Raw genomic sequence first — 17,412 nt, 5'->3', positions numbered from 1 at the left:
GCACCGTCCGGGTTTCCTACACATGGCCGCAATCCGGACGTGACCTGCTGGAACAGGAAAGGACGACAGCGATGATTGCGATCATATTCGAGGTGGAACTGGCTGAGGGGCAGAAAGAGCCCTATCTGGAGATGGCGGCGAAGATGCGTTCGCTGGTCGAGGGGGTTGAAGGGTTCATCAGCGTCGAGCGCTTCCAGAGCCTGACCAACCCCGGCAAGCTCCTGTCGCTGAGTTACTGGGAAGACGAGGCGGCGGTCGAGCGCTGGCGCGGGCTGCATGAGCATCGGCACGCACAAAGCCTCGGGCGCAAGGTGATGTTCGACGACTACCGCCTGCGCGTCGTCAGCGTGATCCGCGACTATGGCAAGCACGACCGCGCCGAGGCCCCCGCTGATAGCCTCGAGGCACATGGCGGCTGACATAATCTCTCGCCAAGCCGTGATTTGATCGCAGGAGATTATGCCGTTAGCCAGAGGGTATTCGGAACGGGGGTCTTACGAGATGGCGTTGAACGACAAGATCGTCCTGTCGCCGCAGGACAAGCTGGACGGACTGGCACTACTGGTGATGCGGCTCGGGCTTGCGTGGTTCATCTTTCTGTGGGCCGCGCACAAGGTGATCACGCCCGCGCAATACCAGAACCTCGCGCGGCATTTCGATGACGTGGATGTGAGCCTGATGCAAGTCTACATGCTGGGCGGTGTGCAGATCGCGCTCTGCGTGCTGGTGGCGGTCGGGCTGTTTCGCTATCTCAGCTATGGCAGCCTGCTGGTGATGCATTTCTTTACCGTGACCCGCCGGTGGGAAGGGTTTTTCGATCCCTTCGCGGTGAATGACCGGGGCTTTCCGGTCAACCGCAATCAGGTGATCGATCTGGCCGTGCTGGGCGCGTTCATCGCGCTGGTGCTGCTGATTCGGCGCGATCATTTCAGCATCGGAGGCTGGCTGGCGCGGCATGACCGGCTGCGCTGGTGGATGTGAGGCGCGCCTGAGCCTTTGCCTTGCGCGGCATCGCGCCTAGGTTTGCGGTCATGTCCGCCCTGCCCGCCCCCCTCGATCACTGGTTCGCCGCGCGCGGCTGGCGATTGCATCCGCATCAGGCCGAGATGCTCGCCCGCGCCGAAGACCCCGCAACGCTGTTGATCGCGCCCACCGGCGGCGGCAAGACGCTGGCGGGGTTCCTGCCGACGCTGACCGATCTGGCGCAGGCCGATCACGCCGGGCTGCACACGCTCTATATCTCGCCCTTAAAGGCGCTGGCGGCGGATATCCGGCGCAACCTGACGCGGCCGGTCGCGGAGATGAGCTTGGCCATCCGGATCGAGGATCGCACCGGCGATACCTCGTCCCATGCCAAGCGTCGCCAACGTGCCGACCCGCCGCATATCCTGCTCACCACCCCCGAGAGCCTGGCGCTGCTGACCTCTTACGAAGACGCGCCGCGCATCTTTGCCGGGCTGAAACGCGTGGTGGTGGACGAGGTGCACAGCCTGGCCGAATCGAAACGCGGCGATCAGCTGATGCTGGCGCTCTCACGTCTGCACGCACTTTGCCCCGGGATGCGACGCGTCGGACTGTCGGCCACGGTCGAGGACCCGCCTGCCCTGGCCCGCTTCATGGCGCATCGCGATCACCCTTGCGACATCCTGCGCGCCGATCCCGGGCCCGATCCCGATATCGCCATGCTGGAAACGGCCGAGGCTCCGCCGTGGTCCGGCGGCGGGGCTGCCTATGCAATCCCCGCCGTTCTGGATCAGCTGCGCCGTCACAAGACCACGCTGATTTTCCACAACACCCGCGCGCAGGCCGAGATCTTCTTTCGCAACCTCTGGCTCGCCAACGAGGACGCGCTGCCCATCGGCATCCATCACGGCAGCCTCGACCGGGTGCAGCGCGAGCGGGTCGAGGGCGCGATGGTGCGCGGCGAGTTGCGCGCCGTGGTCTGCACCGGCAGCCTAGATCTGGGGCTTGATTGGGGCGATGTCGATCTGGTCATTCAGGTGGGCGCGCCAAAGAACGTCAAACGCCTCGTGCAGCGGATCGGGCGGGCCAATCACCGCTATAACGCGCCGTCCAAGGCGCTCCTGGTGCCCGCCAACCGGTTCGAGGTGGTGGAATGTCTGGCCGCGTTGCAGGCGGTCAAGGATCGCGATCTGGATGGCGCGCCGCGCGGGGACGGGCCGCGTGATGTCCTCTGCCAGCATATCCTGATCCGCGCCTGCGCGGGGCCGTTCAACGCGGATGACCTATATACCGAGGTCGCCTCTGCCGGGGCCTATGCCACGCTCACCCGCGCGCAGTTCGACGCCTGCCTCGAGTTCTGCGCCACGGGGGGCTATGCGCTCAGAGCCTATGACCAATGGCAGCGGCTGAAGCAGCGCCCCGACGACCTCTGGCAATTGCGCGATCCGCGCAGCCGACGCCTGATCCGGATGAATATCGGCACGATTCAGGACACCGACACGCTCAAGGTGCGGATGCGCCGGGCGCGCGGAGGCAAGCCTTTAGGCGAGATCGAGGAAGGCTTCGCCGCCACGCTCAGCCCCGGCGACACTTTCCTGATCGGCGGGCAGATCGTGCGCTTTGAATCGCTGCGCGAAATGGTCGTCGAGGTCAGCCGCGACCCCGGGCGCACGCCCAAGATCGCCACGTTCACGGGCACCAAATTCGCCACCTCGACGCAACTCTCTGAACGCATTCTCGCAATCCTCAATCAACCCGACTGGCCCGACCTGCCCACCCATATCCGCGACTGGCTGAACTTGCAGCGCAGCCTTTCGGAAATGCCGCAGGCCGGCCGCCTGCTGATCGAAAGCTTTCCGCATGAGGGCCGCGAGCATGTCTGCATCTATGGCTTTGCCGGGCGAAACGCGATGCAGACCCTCGGCCTTCTGGTCACCAGGCGGATGGAGGCAGAGGGGCTTGCGCCCTTGGGCTTCGTCTCGACTGATTACGCGACGCTCATCTGGGGGCTGGAGCCGCTAACCGATGCCGGCCCGATCTTTGCCCGCGACACCTTGCACGACGGGCTGGAAAGCTGGCTGATGGGCAATGCGGTGATGAAACGCACCTTCCGCGCCTCGGCCACCATCGCGGGGCTCATTCAACGCAACAGCCCGCAGGCGCGAAAGAATGGCAGGCAAACCACGATCTCGTCCGATATCCTCTATGACACGCTGGTGAAATACGACCCCGGTCACCTGCTGCTGGACATCACGCAGGCCGAGGCGATGCGCGGGCTGGTGGATTTCGGCCGCATCGAGGAGATGCTCAATCGTATCAATGGCCGCATCACTCTGCGCCGCCTCAAGCGCGTGAGCCCGCTTGCGGCCCCGCTCTTTCTCGAGGCCGGGCGCACCCCGATCAACGGTGCGGCCCAAGAGCGGCTCTTGGCCAAGGAAAGCGCGCCTGATGCAGGCGGCGGGACTGGCATCGGTCGACCGGGGGCGATGACCGGCCTTGCCATTCCCCGCCGCCCGCGCCACCAATGCGGTATGGACGGTTACAGTTTTACTCTCGCCGGCGCGGGTCTTACCGCCTTGCCCTCGGGCGCTCTATACTGGGAGGCGTGCAACCTGCTCTGTGTGTCGGACCTGCATTTTGGAAAATCCGAACGCCGCGCGCGATTGGGCGAACCGCCCCTGCCCCCCTACGAGACGCGCGATACCCTCACCCGGCTGGAAGAGGATCTGCGCCGTACCGGGGCGGCCACGGTGATCTGCCTGGGCGACAGTTTCGACGACAGCGCCGCCGCCCATGCCCTGCCCGACGCCGAGAAGCTGTGGATCGCCAAGTTGCAGGCCGGGCGTCGCTGGGTCTGGATCGAGGGTAATCACGATCCCGGCCCGGTGGATCTGGGCGGCGCGCATATGGCAGAATTGCCCAACCCGCCGCTGGTCTTTCGCCATATCGCGCGGGCCGGGCAATCGGGCGAGGTGTCGGGCCATTACCACCCCAAGGCGCGGCTTGCCCTGCGCGGGCGCAGCCTCAGCCGCCCGGCCTTTCTGATCGACAGCGACCGGGTGATCCTGCCCGCCTACGGCACCTATACCGGCGGTCTGTGGAGCGACGATGCTGCCTTTGCAGGGCTGATGCGTCATGAGGCGATCGCGCTCCTGACCGGGCCGATGCTGCACGCGGTGCCGATGCCGCGTGCCTGACAGGCTTGTGACATGACATTTCAGGCACTCCGGTTAATTTGGTCCAAGTTTGCCGGAGTGCCCATGCGCCTGATCCCGTTCTTGCTGTGTCTTCTTTGGCCTGTCACCGTGTTCGCCTCCGGGCCGGAGCACGCCGCCTGTCACGCCGAGGTGCCCTGCCCGCTTGGCGCACGCTCCTATCACGTCAAGGAACCCGACGAATGGGACGGCACATCATCCCTTCCGGTGCTGTTGCATTTCCACGGCTGGATGCGGCAGGGCACGCTGATCGTCAAACATGGCCGCATCTCGGGGGCGACGCGGCGGCGCGGGGTTCTGCTGCTCGCGCCCAACGGACAGGGCAAGACGTGGGATTTCTGGACCGATCAGACCGATGACGTGGCGTTCGCCAGTGCCGTGATAGAGGACGCGGCCAAACGTTATCCGATCGACCGCAGCCGGATCTATGTCTCGGGCTATTCCTACGGCTCGGCCATGGCCTGGCGCTATGCCTGCGAGAGCGGGAACGGGGTGGCGGCGCTGCTGGCGGTATCGGGCACGCTGCGACAGGACGAGACCTGCCCGGAGGCTCCGGGAGAGGTGCGCCACGTCCATGGCACCTCGGACACCGTGATGGATTTCCCCTTTGGCCCGAATGGCGAGACGACCGGGCCGGTCCGGCTGTGGCGCGCGCGGATGGGCTGCTCCGGGGCGGGCCAATCCGTCGGGGAATGGAGCATCACCGAACACGACACCTTCGCCCGGACCACCTGGGACTGTGCCGAGGGGCGCATCGCGCTCGATGTGCATGGGCGGGGCCATTTCATCCCGCGTGGCTGGATAGCCCGGCAGTTGGACGAGTTGCTGGACCTGCCGCGCAGCTATCCGTGATGACGCGGGCAGCGATTGCCTCTATGAGGGGGGGCGCGCCTTTCCAACCACGGCCCTGCCTGCATGTCCAAGCCCGACCAAACCGCCGAAGCGCCGACCCTCTCGTCACGGGACCGCGCCAACCTGCGCTGGTTCTGGCGGCGCTACCTGCGGCGGCGCGCGCCCTGGCTGATCCTGGTCCTCGGAATGATCCTTGTGCAGGGGGTTGTCTATCAGCAATTCCTCGCGATCACCGAGACCGGGTTGCGGGTGATTTTTGAGCACGGCACGCTGCGCGAACTGGCGGTGATCTGCCTGGCGGTCTTCGGCCTTTTCGTTCTGCGCGGAGCGATGGGCTGGCTGGTGCCGCGGATCGCAGCGACAGTGTCAAATGGCGCGATTCACCAGATGCGGGGCGACCTGATCGGCCATGTGCTGCGGCTGGACCTCGCCTATTTCGACCGCACCCGAAGCGGCGAGATCCTGCAAAGGATCGTGATGCAGACGCAGACGCTCGGCCATTTCATCGGGCTGGCCAGCGTGAACGCGCTGCGCGATGCGGCGACGGTGGTGATCGTCTCGGCCTATCTGATCTGGATGAACCCGCTTCTGTTCGGCGCCGCCGTTCTGGTGCTGCCGGTCATCGTTTGGGTGATGAACCACGTTTCGGCGCGGGTGAGAACCCTGCAAGGCGAGACCGACCGCGCGCTTGGGGGCTATATGAGCGCGATCGAGGAAACCGTGGGCGCGATGCGCACGGTCAAGATCGCCGGTCAGGAAGAGGTCGAGGCGGCGCGGCTTGAAAAGGACACCGCCAAGCTGCGCGATCTGTCGCTGAACCTGCAACGCGCGCAGGCGCTGGTGATGCCGTCGATCGACCTGTCCTCGGCGGTAGTCTATGTGCTGGTGATCGGCGGCGGCGGCTACATGGTGCTCAGTCCGTCCTTTGACATGGACGGTGCGGCGATCATCACCTTTCTTTTGGGGCTGGTACTGGTCTTCGATCCGGCGCGGCTTCTGGCGCAGTATCTGGGGCAGTTTCAGGCCCATATGGTGGTGCTCGACCGGCTGCGCGCGCTGATGGACACGCGGCCTGCGATTACCGATGCCCCGGACGCGGTGAGCGCGTTTGACACCGGCGGCGATATCGTGTTCGACAACGTCAGGTTCGACTATAACGCCGATCAGCCGCTTTTCGACGAGCTGTCGGTGCGCTTCGAGGGCGGCAAGGTCTCGGCCATTGTGGGGCCCACCGGCGCGGGCAAGACCACGGTGCTGTCGCTGCTGTCGCGGCTCTACGATGTGCAGGGCGGGGAGATCACCATCGGCGGCACGCCGATCCGCAACCTTCGTATCCCGGCCCTGCGCGCGGCCTTTGCTGTGGTGGCGCAGGATATCGTGATCTTCGACAATTCGATCCGGGAAAACATCCGCTACGTCCGGCCCGATGCCAGCGAGGCCGAGATCCGGCAGGCCGCCGAGAATGCCGAGATCGCCGAGTTGATCCGCGAGCGGGGTGATACGCCGGTCGGGCCCCGTGGGGCACAACTCTCGGCCGGGCAGAGGCAGCGAATCGCGATTGCCCGGGCCTTTCTGACCGATGCGCCGATCCTGCTTCTGGACGAGGCAACGAGCGCGCTCGACCAGGGCACCGAGGCGCGAATCAGGTCGGCGTTGCAGCGGCTGACCAAGGGGCGCACGACCATCGTGGTGGCGCATCGTCTCGCCTCTGTCGCGGATGCCGATTGCATCCATGTGCTCAAGGCCGGGCGGCTGGTGGAACAAGGCCGCCATGGCGATCTGGTTGCGTGCGACGGTGTTTACGCACGGCTGCTCAGGGCGCAGGGCGCTGACGGTCGCTAAGCGTCTGCCGGACCCGCGCACCACCGATATTCTCCTTCAGCAAGATCTCGATCCGGATATCGTCCTGCGAGGCGAGCGGCTGTCGGCCGTCGCAACGGCTTTTGAGCAGTCGCACCGCACTGCGCACCACATGGCCAGGGTTTTGCACGATCAGCGCATCCAGCCGGTCACGCTCCAGCAGGTCGAGGGTGCTCTCGGTTCGCTCATGGGCGATGATCGTCAACTGCGCGTGCCGGTCATGGCGCAGGATCGCGTCGAGCGGCGCGGCGGCCTCGGAACTCATGACATAGACCCCGACGATATCGGGAAAATTGCGAAAGGCGGCGGCGACGATGGTCCGCGCGCGCGCCGGATCGCCATGGGTCTCCAGCGTGGGCAGGGCGGCAAGCTCCGCGAACCGCGTGTTCAGCACATGATCAAAGCCGAGCCGCCGCTCAGCGCTGTCGAGCGAATTCATTGATTCGGTGATCACGAGGACATGGCCCTGCAGGCGGTTGCAGAACCCGCCAAGCAGCCGCGCCGCCGTGGCCCCGGCGGCATGGTTGTCGATGCCCACGAAATCGAAGGGCCGCACGCCGTGCTGGCCCGAGATGAACTGCACCACGTGGATGCCCCGCTCGTTCAGGCGCAGGGTGGCGTCGCGGACCTGCGGGCTTTCAGAGGCCATGATCGCCACGCCGTCCACCTCGTCGGGCGAGAGCGCGGCAAGGGTGGCCACCACCTGATGCGGATCGCGCTCGAGCACACGGCGGGCGCGGATCTCGACGCTGTCGGCGCGCATCTGCTGGCCGTGGTCGCGGATTTGCGTCTCGAGTTCGGCCAGAAACTCGCCGCCCTCGCGCGGCAACAGGAAATCGAATCGGTAGACCCGCCGCTTGGCGAGATTGGCCGCCGAGAGGTTGCGCTCGAAACCGAGCCGGGCAATGGCGTCCTGCACCGCTCTGACGGTCTTTTCCTGCACGCCGGGGCGGCCATTGAGCACGCGGTCCACGGTGGCGCGACTCACCCCAGCCTCGCGGGCCAAATCTTTGGTCGTCGGGCGCATCTGTCTGTATTTCCTCCCTCAATCTGATCCAATTTCGGCAATATTTCGGCATCATGCAAGGTATTTGAGGCACGTGCCTCAGATTTTTCTTGCTTTGATGCACGTGCGTCACCTAAGAAGATTTTACTACCGAGTCGCTGCGAGGAGGCTGCGACATCACTCTTGGGAGGAGTTTCGGAATGAAAAGCACACTCGCATTGACCGCAGCGGCGGCGCTCACCGTCGGCACCGCACCGGCGGCACAGGCCGAAGACCTGACACTGTGCTGGGCGGCCTGGGATCCGGCCAACGCGCTGGTCGAGTTGAGCAAGGATTTCGAGGCGCAGAGCGGGCATGACATGGGTTTCGAATTCGTGCCTTGGCCCAATTTCGCCGACCGGATGCTGAACGAGCTGAATTCAGGCGGACAGCTCTGCGACCTGATGATCGGCGACAGCCAATGGATCGGCGGCGCGGCGGAAAGCGGGCATTACGTCAAGCTCAATGATTTCTTCGCGCAGGAAGGCATCGACATGGCGGATTTCATCCCCGCCACCGTCACCGGCTATTCGGAATGGCCCAAGGGTACGCCGAATTACTGGGCGTTGCCGGCCTTTGGCGACGTGGTCGGCTGGACCTACCGCAAGGACTGGTTCGAGCGACCCGAGTTGCAGGCCGAGTTCCAGGAAAAACACGGCCGCGCGCTTGATGCACCGAACACGCTTGAGGAACTCAAGGATATCGCCGAGTTCTTTCAGGGCCGCGAGATCGACGGCACCACGGTCTACGGTGCCGCGATCTATACCGAGCGTGGCTCGGAGGGGATCACAATGGGCGTGACCAACGCGCTCTATAATTACGGGTTCGAATACGACAATCCCGACAACCCCTATGATCTGGACGGCTATATCAATTCGGCAGGCGCGGTGGCGGGGCTGGAATTCTACAAGGCGCTTTATGACTGCTGCACGCCGCCGGGCTCGTCCAACTGGTATATGGGCGAGAATATCGACGCCTACAAATCCGGGCAGGTGGCGCTTCAGATGAACTTTGCCTTCATCTGGCCGGGGGTCGAGGCCGATCCCAATGTCGGCGGCGGCAAATCGGGCTATTTCCCCAATCCGGCAGGGCCCGGTGGGCATTTCGCGCAGCTTGGCGGGCAAGGGATTTCGGTCGTCGCCTATTCCGAGAAGCAGGACGCGGCGCTTGAATACATCAAGTGGTTCGCGCAGCCCGAGGTGCAGCAGAAATGGTGGGAATCGGGCGGCTATTCGGCGCTGAATGCGGTGGTCGAAGACCCCGGCTTTGCCAGTAGCCAGCCCTACGCGCAGACGTTCCTGGACTCGATGGCCATCGTCAAGGATTTCTGGGCGGAACCGGCCTATGCCGATCTGTTGCTGTCGATGCAGGATCACGTCCACAATTACGTGATCGCAGGCAGCGGCACGGCGCAGGAGGCGCTCGATGCGCTGGTCGAGGACTGGACCATCATCTTCGAGGATGAGGGCAAGCTCTAGGCCCCGCATCCCGGGCGTGCCACCCCGCCCGGGACCATCGCCCGACCCGTCACCACAGAATCGCCGCGCCGCATTCCGCGCCCGGCACCAGAGGATGCTCCGCCCATGGTCAAGTCAACGATCACCCGCGCCGCCCACGCCACACCCGAGCCGGTCGCGGCCCGCGTGCGGGGGCTGTCGGACCGGGCGATTGCGTGGATTTTCGTGGCCCCCACGCTCTTTCTGTTGCTGGCGGTCAATATCTTTCCGCTGATCTGGACGATCCGGCTCAGCTTTACCAATTACCGGGTCAACCGCCCGAACCGGGATATCGAGTGGATCGGGCTGCGCAATTACGAGCGAATCCTGACCGATGCCGATGTCTGGCAGACCATGCAGGCCACCGCGCATTTTCTGATCTGGACGATTGTGTTGCAGGTGCTGATCGGCTTTGCTCTTGCCTGGCTGATCAACAGCAAGTTCCGGAGCAGCAATTTCTGGACCACGGTGATCGTACTGCCGATGATGCTCAGCCCCGCAGTGGTCGGCAATTTCTGGACCTTTCTCTATCAGCCGCAAATCGGGCTGTTCAATCATGCCGTGGCGTTTTTCACCGGCGTTGATCCGGCGAGTTTCTCGATGATCGGCGATGTGCATCTGGCCCCCTGGGCCATCGTGATCGCCGATACCTGGATGTGGACACCCTTCGTGATGCTGATCTGCCTTGCCGGGCTACGCTCGATCCCGGCGTCAATCTACGAGGCCGCGGAATGTGACCGCGCCAGCAAATGGCGGCAGTTCTGGACCATCACCGTGCCGATGGTGCTGCCGTTCCTGATGCTGGCGGTGCTATTTCGCGGCATCGAGAATTTCAAGATGTTCGATCTGGTGGTGCAACTGACCGGCGGCGGGCCGGGCAATACCACGACGCTCACCTCGATCGACCTCAAGCGCGAGGCGTTCGAGCGCTGGCGCACCGGCTATGCCTCGGCCTATGCGGTGATCCTTTTCGTCACCGTCTTCGGATTGGCCTCGATCTACGTCAAGGCGCTGAACAAGGTGAAGGAAAGATGAGTTATTCGGTCACCGACCCCTCGCCCCTGTCGCGCTGGATCGCCGGTGTGACGGTGGTGCTCTATGCAATGATCACGCTGTTGCCGCTCTTGTGGATCATCGCCACCGGGTTCAAATCACCTGAGGATTCCATCGCCTACCCGCCCAAGGTCATCTTCGAACCGTCGCTGGAGGGCTATGTCAACCTGTTCACCACGCGCACCCGGATCAGCGAGGAGGAACAGGCCACGCCGCCGCCCGCCGAGACATGGTATGAACGCATCGCGCGCGAACAGGGGCAGAGCATCGCCGGGCCGTCGCGCTATGGCGAGCGGTTCGTCAACTCGGTGATCATCGGCTTCGGCTCTACCTTCCTGTGCATGGTGCTGGGCACCGCCGCGGCCTATGCGTTCTCGCGCTTTCGGGTGCCGCTGCGGGACGATCTGATGTTCTTCATCCTGAGTACCCGCATGATGCCCCCCATCGCCGTGGCGATCCCGATCTTCCTGATGTTCCGCCAACTGGGCCTCAACGACACGCATCTCGGTATGATCCTGCTTTATACGGCGGTTAATCTGTCGCTCTCGGTCTGGCTGCTCAAGGGGTTCATCGACGAAATCCCGGTCGAATACGAAGAGGCGGCGCTGATCGACGGCTATACCCGGTTTCAGGCCTTTACCAAGGTGGTGCTACCGCAGGCGGCCACCGGCATTGCCTCGACCGCGATTTTCTGCCTGATCTTTGCTTGGAACGAATACGCCTTCGCGGTGCTGCTGACCTCGGGCACCGCGCAGACGGCACCGCCCTTTATCCCCACCATCATCGGCGTCGGCGGCAAGGACTGGCCCGCCGTGGCCGCAGGTGCCACGATCTTTCTGGTGCCGGTCATGGTCTTTACCATCCTGTTGCGCAAGCATCTGCTGCGGGGCATCACCTTTGGGGCGGTCCGCAAATGAGTGAGATCCTCAAAGCCTTTCTACGCCTGCGCCGCGGCCCGTGGGAGATGCTGGCCTCGATCCTCATCGCGGTGGGGGTGGTGATGCTGATGCAACCCTTCTTCCTCGCGCTTTATACGTGGTCCTTCATCGTGATCCTTGTGGGCACGGTGATGTTCCTCATTGTCAGCCATTTCCCGGAGTGATCATGGCCCAGATCAAGATCGAACATCTGCGCAAGGACTTCGGGGCATTCACCGCCGTGCAATCCTCGACATTCACGGTCGAGGATGGCGAATTCTTCATGCTGCTGGGGCCATCGGGCTGTGGCAAGACGACGACACTGCGGATGATGGCCGGGCTGGAGCTGCCAAGCTCGGGGCGGGTTTATATCGACGGTGAGGAGGTCGGCCAGAAACCGGCGAGCCAGCGCGACATCGCCTTCGTCTTCCAGATGTTCGCGCTCTACCCGCATATGAACGTGCGTCGCAACATCGCCTATCCGCTGATCAGCCAAGGCATGAAGCGCGCGCAGGTCCGCGAGCGTGTCGCCGAGGTGGCGCGTATCCTCGGCATCGAGGCGATGCTCGACAAACCCGTAGGCGGGCTGTCGGGCGGCGACCGGCAGCGCGTCGCACTTGGCCGGGCGATCGTGCGCGAGCCAAAGGCGTTCTTCATGGACGAGCCGCTCGGCGCGCTCGATGCGGAATTCCGCGAACGCATGTCCGAAGAGCTGCGCGCGCTGCATGACCGGATGGGGGCGACCACCGTCTATGTCACCCATGATCAGCTCGAGGCGATGCAGATGGGCGACAAGATCGTGGTGATGAATCACGGTGTCGTCGAACAGTTCGGCGTGCCGCAGGATATCTACGACTGGCCCGCCACGATGTTTGTAGCCGATTTCATCGGTGCACCGCCGATGAACATGCTGCGCGGGCATGGCATGCTCGGCGCGGGTGCCGATCACGTGATGCTAGGCGACGCGCGGCTTGCCATGCCAGCGCTGCGCGAGGGGGTGGCAGGCGATTTCGCGCTAGGCGTGCGGCCCGAGCATGTGCGGCTGAGCGATTCGGGCGCGCTGCGCGGCGAGGTGCTGGCAACCGAATATCTCGGCACCACGCAGATCGTCACCCTGCGCACGGCGTTCGGCGAGGTGAAGGCGCGCATTGCCTCGGATCGGCGGGTTGCGATGCACGAGACCGCCGGGCTCGACCTCGATGCGCGCACGTTGTCGGTCTTTGACACGGCGACCGGGCGCGCGCTGCGCTCCTCGGCCAATGAGGGGGTGCTGTCACATGGCTGAGGTCACGCTCTCGGGCGTCACGGTGCGATACGGCACCACCACCGCGCTCGACGCGCTCGACCTGCATGTGCCGGATGGCGCCTTCATGGTGCTGCTCGGGCCGACCGGGGCGGGCAAAACCACTACGCTGCGCGCGGTCTCGGGCCTGACGCGCCCCGATGCGGGCGAGGTGCGGATCGGCGGGCAAGAGGTGACCGGGCTGACGCCTGCGCAGCGCAACGTGGCGATGGTGTTCCAGCAATATTCGCTCTACCCGCATCTCACGGTGCGCGAAAACCTCGAATTTCCGCTCAAATCGCCGCTTCTGCGCACGCCCCGCGACGCGATGGCGCAAAAGGTCACGCGGGTCGCCGAAACCTTGCAAATCGCGCACAAGCTCGACAACAAGGCGACCGCGCTCTCGGGTGGCGAGATGCAGCGCGTCTCGATCGGGCGCGCGCTGGTGCGCGACCCGGTTGCCTATCTGATGGATGAGCCGCTCAGCTCGCTCGACGCCAAGCTGCGCGCCGACCTGCGGATCGAGCTGAAATCCATTCAGGCGGATTCGGGCGCGACGATCCTCTATGTCACCCATGACCAGATCGAGGCGATGACCATGGCCACGCATGTGGGTGTGCTCGACGAAGGCAGGCTGGTGCAGACCGGCACCCCGCGCGAGATCTACGAGGACCCGGTCAGCATCTATGCCGCGAGCCGCCTGGGCCTGCCGCGCATCAACATCCTGCCCGCCGATCTCTTTGGCACCGCGCCACCCGGCGCGCGCTCCATCGGGCTGCGGCCCGAGCAGATCCGGCAGGGAGAGGGGCAGGACGCACGTGTCACAAGGGTGGAACGGCTGGGCGATCAGACCCGGCTGCATCTGAATTTCCGCGACCATGACATCGTCACCGTGACCGACCCGCATACCGCCCTGCGCAGGGGCGACGTGGTCGCCATCGCACCGCATCGTCCGTTTTTCTTTGCCGCTGACGGGGCGCGCATCCGGGCCTGAGGAGAGAGAGAGAATGACCCAATTCATCAACCGCAAGGAAGATATCGTGCAGGAGGCCATCGACGGGCTGATCGCCACCTCGGGCGGACGGCTGGTGCGACTGGACGGCTACCCGCATATCCGGGTGGTGATGCGCGCGGGCTGGGACCGGTCACGCGTGGCGCTGGTGTCGGGCGGCGGCTCGGGGCACGAGCCGGCGCATGCGGGTTTTGTCGGTGAGGGGATGCTGACGGCGGCGGTCTGCGGCGATGTCTTCGCCAGCCCTTCGGTCGATGCGGTGCTGGCGGGTATAATGGCCGTGACCGGCGAGGCGGGATGCCTCTTGATCGTCAAGAACTATACCGGTGACCGGCTGAATTATGGGCTGGCGGCGGAACGCGCGCGCGCCTTCGGCCTCAAGGTCGAAATGGTGATCGTCGATGACGATATCGCGCTGCCCGATCTGCCGCAGGCGCGCGGCGTGGCGGGTACGCTTTTCGTGCACAAGATCGCCGGTGCCCTGGCCGAGCAGGGCGCGCCGCTCCACGAGGTGGCGGCGGCGGCGGCGCGGGTGGTGACGGGCACGCATTCCATCGGCATGTCGCTTGATACCTGCACCGTGCCGGGCGCGCCGCGTGAAGAGCGGATCGCACCGGGCAAGGCCGAGCTGGGCCTTGGCATCCATGGCGAGGCCGGGGTCGAGCAGGTGGCCTATACCGATGCGCGCTCGGCCATGCATATGGTCGCCGAAAAGCTCGCGACGTTTACCGCGCCGGACGTACGGCACGTGGCGCTGCTCAACAATCTGGGCGGTGCCTCGGTGCTGGAGATGGCGGTGTTGGCGCATGAGCTGGTGCAGTCGCCGCTCGCGGGCCGCCTGTCGCATGTTGTGGGACCGGCGGCGATGATGACCTCGCTCGACATGCGGGGCTTTTCGGTATCGCTGTTTCCTGCCGATGCGGCTGATCTGGCCGCGCTGCACCGAGCCGTGCCGCTGGCCGCCTGGCCGGGCATGGCCGAGATCGCGCCGGTCGGAACCGTGGAACTGCCTGACGGGCTGCGCCCGATTCGCCCGCTGGCCTCGGATCACGGGGCGACACGGGCCTTTCTGACCCAGTGCTGCGAGATCCTGATCGCCGCCGAAACCGATCTCAACGCGCTCGACGCCAAGACGGGCGACGGCGATACCGGCTCTACCCTGGCCTCGGCGGCGCGCGCGCTGATCGCCGCGATGGACCGGCTGCCGCTTTCGGATCACACGCAGCTTTATCGTGCCATCGGGCAGGAGTTGAGCGAGACCATGGGCGGCTCTTCGGGGGTGTTGCTGGCAATCTTCTTTGCCGCGGCAGGCGATGCCGCCTCGAGCGGGCAGAGCATGGGCGAGGCGCTGGAGGCGGGGCTGGCAAGGATGCAGGAGATCGGCGGCGCGCGGCCCGGCGACCGGACCATGATCGACGCGCTTCATCCCGCGCTCGCGGCCCTGCCGCAGGGTCTGGCGGCGGCGGCACAGGCGGCGCGCGAGGGCGCGGACAAGACCGCCGCGATGGAGCGCGCGCGCGCCGGGCGCGCCGCCTATATCAACATTGAGCAATTGCGCGGCCATGTCGATCCTGGGGCCGAGGCGGTCGCACGCCTGTTCGAGGCCCTGAGCGACCGCTGAGCGGCGCGCGACCCACCTCGGGCCATGCCCGGGGTCGCCTTCGGCTTTCCCTTTTTGACCTGCCGAATGTTGCAGCACACGCATTCCGGGTTATCCTGAAAGACGCGATACAGGAAAACGGCCGCATATGGCGGCCGTTGAAGGGAGGATACCATGACGATTCGACCGACCGACCGCGCCTTGGCCAGCCTGGCCGCAGGTGCCCTTGCCACGGTGATTGGCGCAAACCCCGCGCTTGCGCAATCCGGCATGAACACCACAAGCCTGCAACACGAAGTCGTACTCGACGGGCTCGACAGCCCGTGGGACATGGCCTTTCTCGCCAATGGCACGATGCTTTTCACCGAGAAATGCGACGGCCTCTCGGTGCGGATGCCCGACGGCACCGTCAACGCGCTTCTGGGCATGTCGGGCAGCGAGGGCTATGCCTCGGCGGCCGCCGATCTCGTCTGCGAGGGGCAGGCCGGGATGATGGGTGTCGCGATCGACCCGGATTTCTCCGACAACCGCCGGATCTATGTCTATTCGACCTCCGAGAAATCAAACCCGCGCACCAACCGTCTGATGCGCCTCGTGGTGAACGAGGATTTCACCGACGTGTCAGACCGCACCGACATTGTCGATGACGTGCCGTATAAGGTGGAGGCCAGCGATCACCCGTTCGGAGGCCCCGGCGCGCATAATGGCGGGCGCGTGCGCTTTGGCCCCGACGGGGCGCTTTGGCTGACCACCGGCGACAACCACAATCCGAAGATCCCGCAAAGCCCGACGATTATGGGTTCCAAGGTGCTGCGACTCGATACCGACGGAAAAGCCCATCAAGAAAACACGCCGCCTGAAGGTTTTGACACTCGGACCTATACCTATGGCCATCGCAACGTGCAGGGCATCGCCTTTCATCCCGGCACCGGCACACCGATCGCGGCCGAGCATGGCCCCTGGCATTCCGACGAAATCACCGCGTTGCAGAACGGGGGTAATGGCGGCTGGGATCCGCGCGACAACATGGCCGGGCGCGGCGACTGCCCGGACGGGTATTGCGGTTACATGCCCAACCAATCGGAGGGAATGAACCGCTACGCGCGCGCCTCGTTCATGCCGATGACCGATTTCGAGAGCTATCCCGACGCGATGCCGCCGATCTGGACCAACAATGGCTGGTCGCAAGGCACCTCGGCGGCCGCCTTCCTGCAGGGCGAGCAATGGGGCGACTGGGACGGGGCCCTGGCGGTCAGCCTGATGGGCATCGGCTTTGGCGGCACACCGATCGGCCAGCGCATAGACGTGATCGAACTCGACGGCGATACATCGGTGGTCGATGTCACCGAGATGACCCTGCCGATGCAATCGGGCCGCTTCCGGGCACTGGTGCTGGGGCCGGATGGCAGTCTCTATACCGCCATGGAAGAAGGCTCGATCCACAAGCTCACGCCGGGCGGCTAAGGGCCATCCGGTCACGCTGCGGATCGCGCGGCGTGACCGGATCATTCATCGTAGCCGGTCATTTCCGGATAGCCGGTGCCGGAATGGTTGCCGCTGATGGTGACCGGTCCTTCCCAATAGGGCACCGAGGTGATTGTCCGGGCATCCGAGCCTGCCTCGTCGAGATTGCCGGTCGGCTCGTCGGCCAGCACGAGTTATGGCCCGGCGGCAAGGGTGCGGGCGGTGGTCACTCGCTGTTGCTGCCCGCCCGAAAGTTGTTTGGGGTATTTCTGCAGGCCACGCCGCGCCTGAAAGGCGATATCGCCCGCCGATCAGGTGCAAACGCTCCTTCGTCACGCCAGATAATCCTTAAGGCAGTGATGGGAAGTCGGAAAGGTGCCCCCGACACTTGAGGGAACATCGCTGTGTTTTTATATTCCGATTATAGAATGTTTGTGATCTTATCACCGAACATCCCGGCACTACGCTTTATTGGTCGTGCAAACGGGACTTGCATCCCGGAGTAAAGGAGAGAGCATCATGGGCAATTACCCGGTGAACATGGATGTGCATCCGCAGGTCACGGCGTTCTTTGACGAGGCCACCAACACGATCAGCTACGTGGTGAAGGATCCCGGCTCCAACGCCTGCGCGGTGGTCGATAGCGTGATGGA

The 17,412-nt window shown here is 64.7% G+C and carries 14 protein-coding genes and 4 pseudogenes; 15 read left to right on the top strand and 3 right to left on the bottom strand.

Annotated elements, in window-relative coordinates; all coding sequences use genetic code 11:
- The first annotated feature begins 71 nt into the window (after positions 1–71).
- From BHD06_RS05440 to BHD06_RS05415, 6 genes and pseudogenes are all read left to right on the top strand, one after another.
- The gene (locus BHD06_RS05440) at positions 72–419 is read left to right on the top strand and encodes an antibiotic biosynthesis monooxygenase (RefSeq protein WP_080455985.1); all 348 of its coding nucleotides are present in this window, start codon (positions 72–74) and stop codon (positions 417–419) included.
- Between the two features lie 82 nt (positions 420–501).
- Positions 502–981 (top strand): hypothetical protein, encoded by a 480-nt coding sequence (locus BHD06_RS05435; RefSeq protein ID WP_080455984.1) that lies wholly within the window; start codon positions 502–504, stop codon positions 979–981.
- A gap of 50 nt (positions 982–1,031) precedes the next feature.
- Positions 1,032–3,453, top strand: a pseudogene (locus BHD06_RS05430) (ligase-associated DNA damage response DEXH box helicase).
- Positions 3,450–4,160, top strand: coding sequence for a ligase-associated DNA damage response endonuclease PdeM (gene pdeM, locus BHD06_RS23625; protein WP_080455983.1), 711 nt, complete (start codon positions 3,450–3,452; stop codon positions 4,158–4,160). Before BHD06_RS05430 ends, pdeM begins: the two are co-directional and overlap by 4 nt.
- A 63-nt stretch (positions 4,161–4,223) precedes the next feature.
- Positions 4,224–5,030, top strand: coding sequence for a PHB depolymerase family esterase (locus BHD06_RS05420; RefSeq protein ID WP_080456305.1), 807 nt, complete (start codon positions 4,224–4,226; stop codon positions 5,028–5,030).
- A gap of 63 nt (positions 5,031–5,093) precedes the next feature.
- Positions 5,094–6,872: an ABC transporter ATP-binding protein gene (locus BHD06_RS05415; protein WP_080455982.1), complete on the top strand. Its 1,779-nt coding sequence runs from the start codon at positions 5,094–5,096 to the stop codon at positions 6,870–6,872.
- On the opposite strand, the gene BHD06_RS05410 is transcribed toward BHD06_RS05415, so the two are convergent.
- Positions 6,844–7,917 (bottom strand): LacI family DNA-binding transcriptional regulator, encoded by a 1,074-nt coding sequence (locus tag BHD06_RS05410; protein WP_080455981.1) that lies wholly within the window; start codon positions 7,915–7,917, stop codon positions 6,844–6,846. The two genes, BHD06_RS05415 and BHD06_RS05410, sit on opposite strands and share 29 nt — an antisense overlap.
- Positions 7,918–8,096: 179 nt before the next feature.
- On the opposite strand from BHD06_RS05410, the gene BHD06_RS05405 reads away from it, so the two are divergent.
- From BHD06_RS05405 to BHD06_RS05370, 8 genes are all read left to right on the top strand, one after another.
- Complete coding sequence (locus BHD06_RS05405; RefSeq protein WP_080455980.1) at positions 8,097–9,413, top strand: ABC transporter substrate-binding protein; 1,317 nt, start codon at positions 8,097–8,099, stop codon at positions 9,411–9,413.
- Between the two features lie 105 nt (positions 9,414–9,518).
- Entirely contained in the window at positions 9,519–10,466 is a 948-nt protein-coding gene (locus tag BHD06_RS05400; RefSeq protein WP_080455979.1) for a carbohydrate ABC transporter permease, read from the top strand.
- Entirely contained in the window at positions 10,463–11,401 is a 939-nt protein-coding gene (locus BHD06_RS05395; protein WP_080455978.1) for a carbohydrate ABC transporter permease, read from the top strand. The genes BHD06_RS05400 and BHD06_RS05395 overlap by 4 nt, the downstream gene beginning before the upstream one ends.
- Complete coding sequence (locus BHD06_RS05390; protein ID WP_080455977.1) at positions 11,398–11,586, top strand: hypothetical protein; 189 nt, start codon at positions 11,398–11,400, stop codon at positions 11,584–11,586. The genes BHD06_RS05395 and BHD06_RS05390 overlap by 4 nt, the downstream gene beginning before the upstream one ends.
- Before the next feature lie 2 nt (positions 11,587–11,588).
- Positions 11,589–12,686, top strand: a complete 1,098-nt coding sequence (locus tag BHD06_RS05385; RefSeq protein ID WP_080455976.1) for an ABC transporter ATP-binding protein — start codon at positions 11,589–11,591, stop codon at positions 12,684–12,686.
- A complete protein-coding gene (locus tag BHD06_RS05380; RefSeq protein WP_080455975.1) occupies positions 12,679–13,677 on the top strand; it encodes an ABC transporter ATP-binding protein in 999 nt (332 codons plus the stop codon). The genes BHD06_RS05385 and BHD06_RS05380 overlap by 8 nt, the downstream gene beginning before the upstream one ends.
- Positions 13,678–13,690: 13 nt before the next feature.
- Positions 13,691–15,316, top strand: a complete 1,626-nt coding sequence (locus BHD06_RS05375; protein WP_080455974.1) for a dihydroxyacetone kinase subunit DhaK — start codon at positions 13,691–13,693, stop codon at positions 15,314–15,316.
- Between the two features lie 153 nt (positions 15,317–15,469).
- The gene (locus tag BHD06_RS05370) at positions 15,470–16,759 is read left to right on the top strand and encodes a sorbosone dehydrogenase family protein (RefSeq protein ID WP_080455973.1); all 1,290 of its coding nucleotides are present in this window, start codon (positions 15,470–15,472) and stop codon (positions 16,757–16,759) included.
- A 41-nt stretch (positions 16,760–16,800) separates the two neighbouring features.
- On the opposite strand, the pseudogene BHD06_RS24195 reads toward BHD06_RS05370, so the two are convergent.
- A pseudogene (locus BHD06_RS24195) lies at positions 16,801–16,890 on the bottom strand (lipocalin family protein); the annotation flags it as partial.
- A gap of 66 nt (positions 16,891–16,956) precedes the next feature.
- Positions 16,957–17,034: pseudogene (locus tag BHD06_RS05360) on the bottom strand (ABC transporter ATP-binding protein); the annotation flags it as partial.
- Between the two features lie 244 nt (positions 17,035–17,278).
- Here BHD06_RS05360 and BHD06_RS24190 point away from each other — a divergent pair.
- Positions 17,279–17,412: pseudogene (locus tag BHD06_RS24190) on the top strand (MBL fold metallo-hydrolase); the annotation flags it as partial.

It is taken from the genome of Roseovarius sp. A-2, from assembly GCF_002072155.1.
GTDB lineage: Bacteria > Pseudomonadota > Alphaproteobacteria > Rhodobacterales > Rhodobacteraceae > Roseovarius.
The sequence above is the reverse complement of the archived record's forward strand: the minus strand, read 5'-3'. Positions and strand labels throughout refer to the sequence as shown.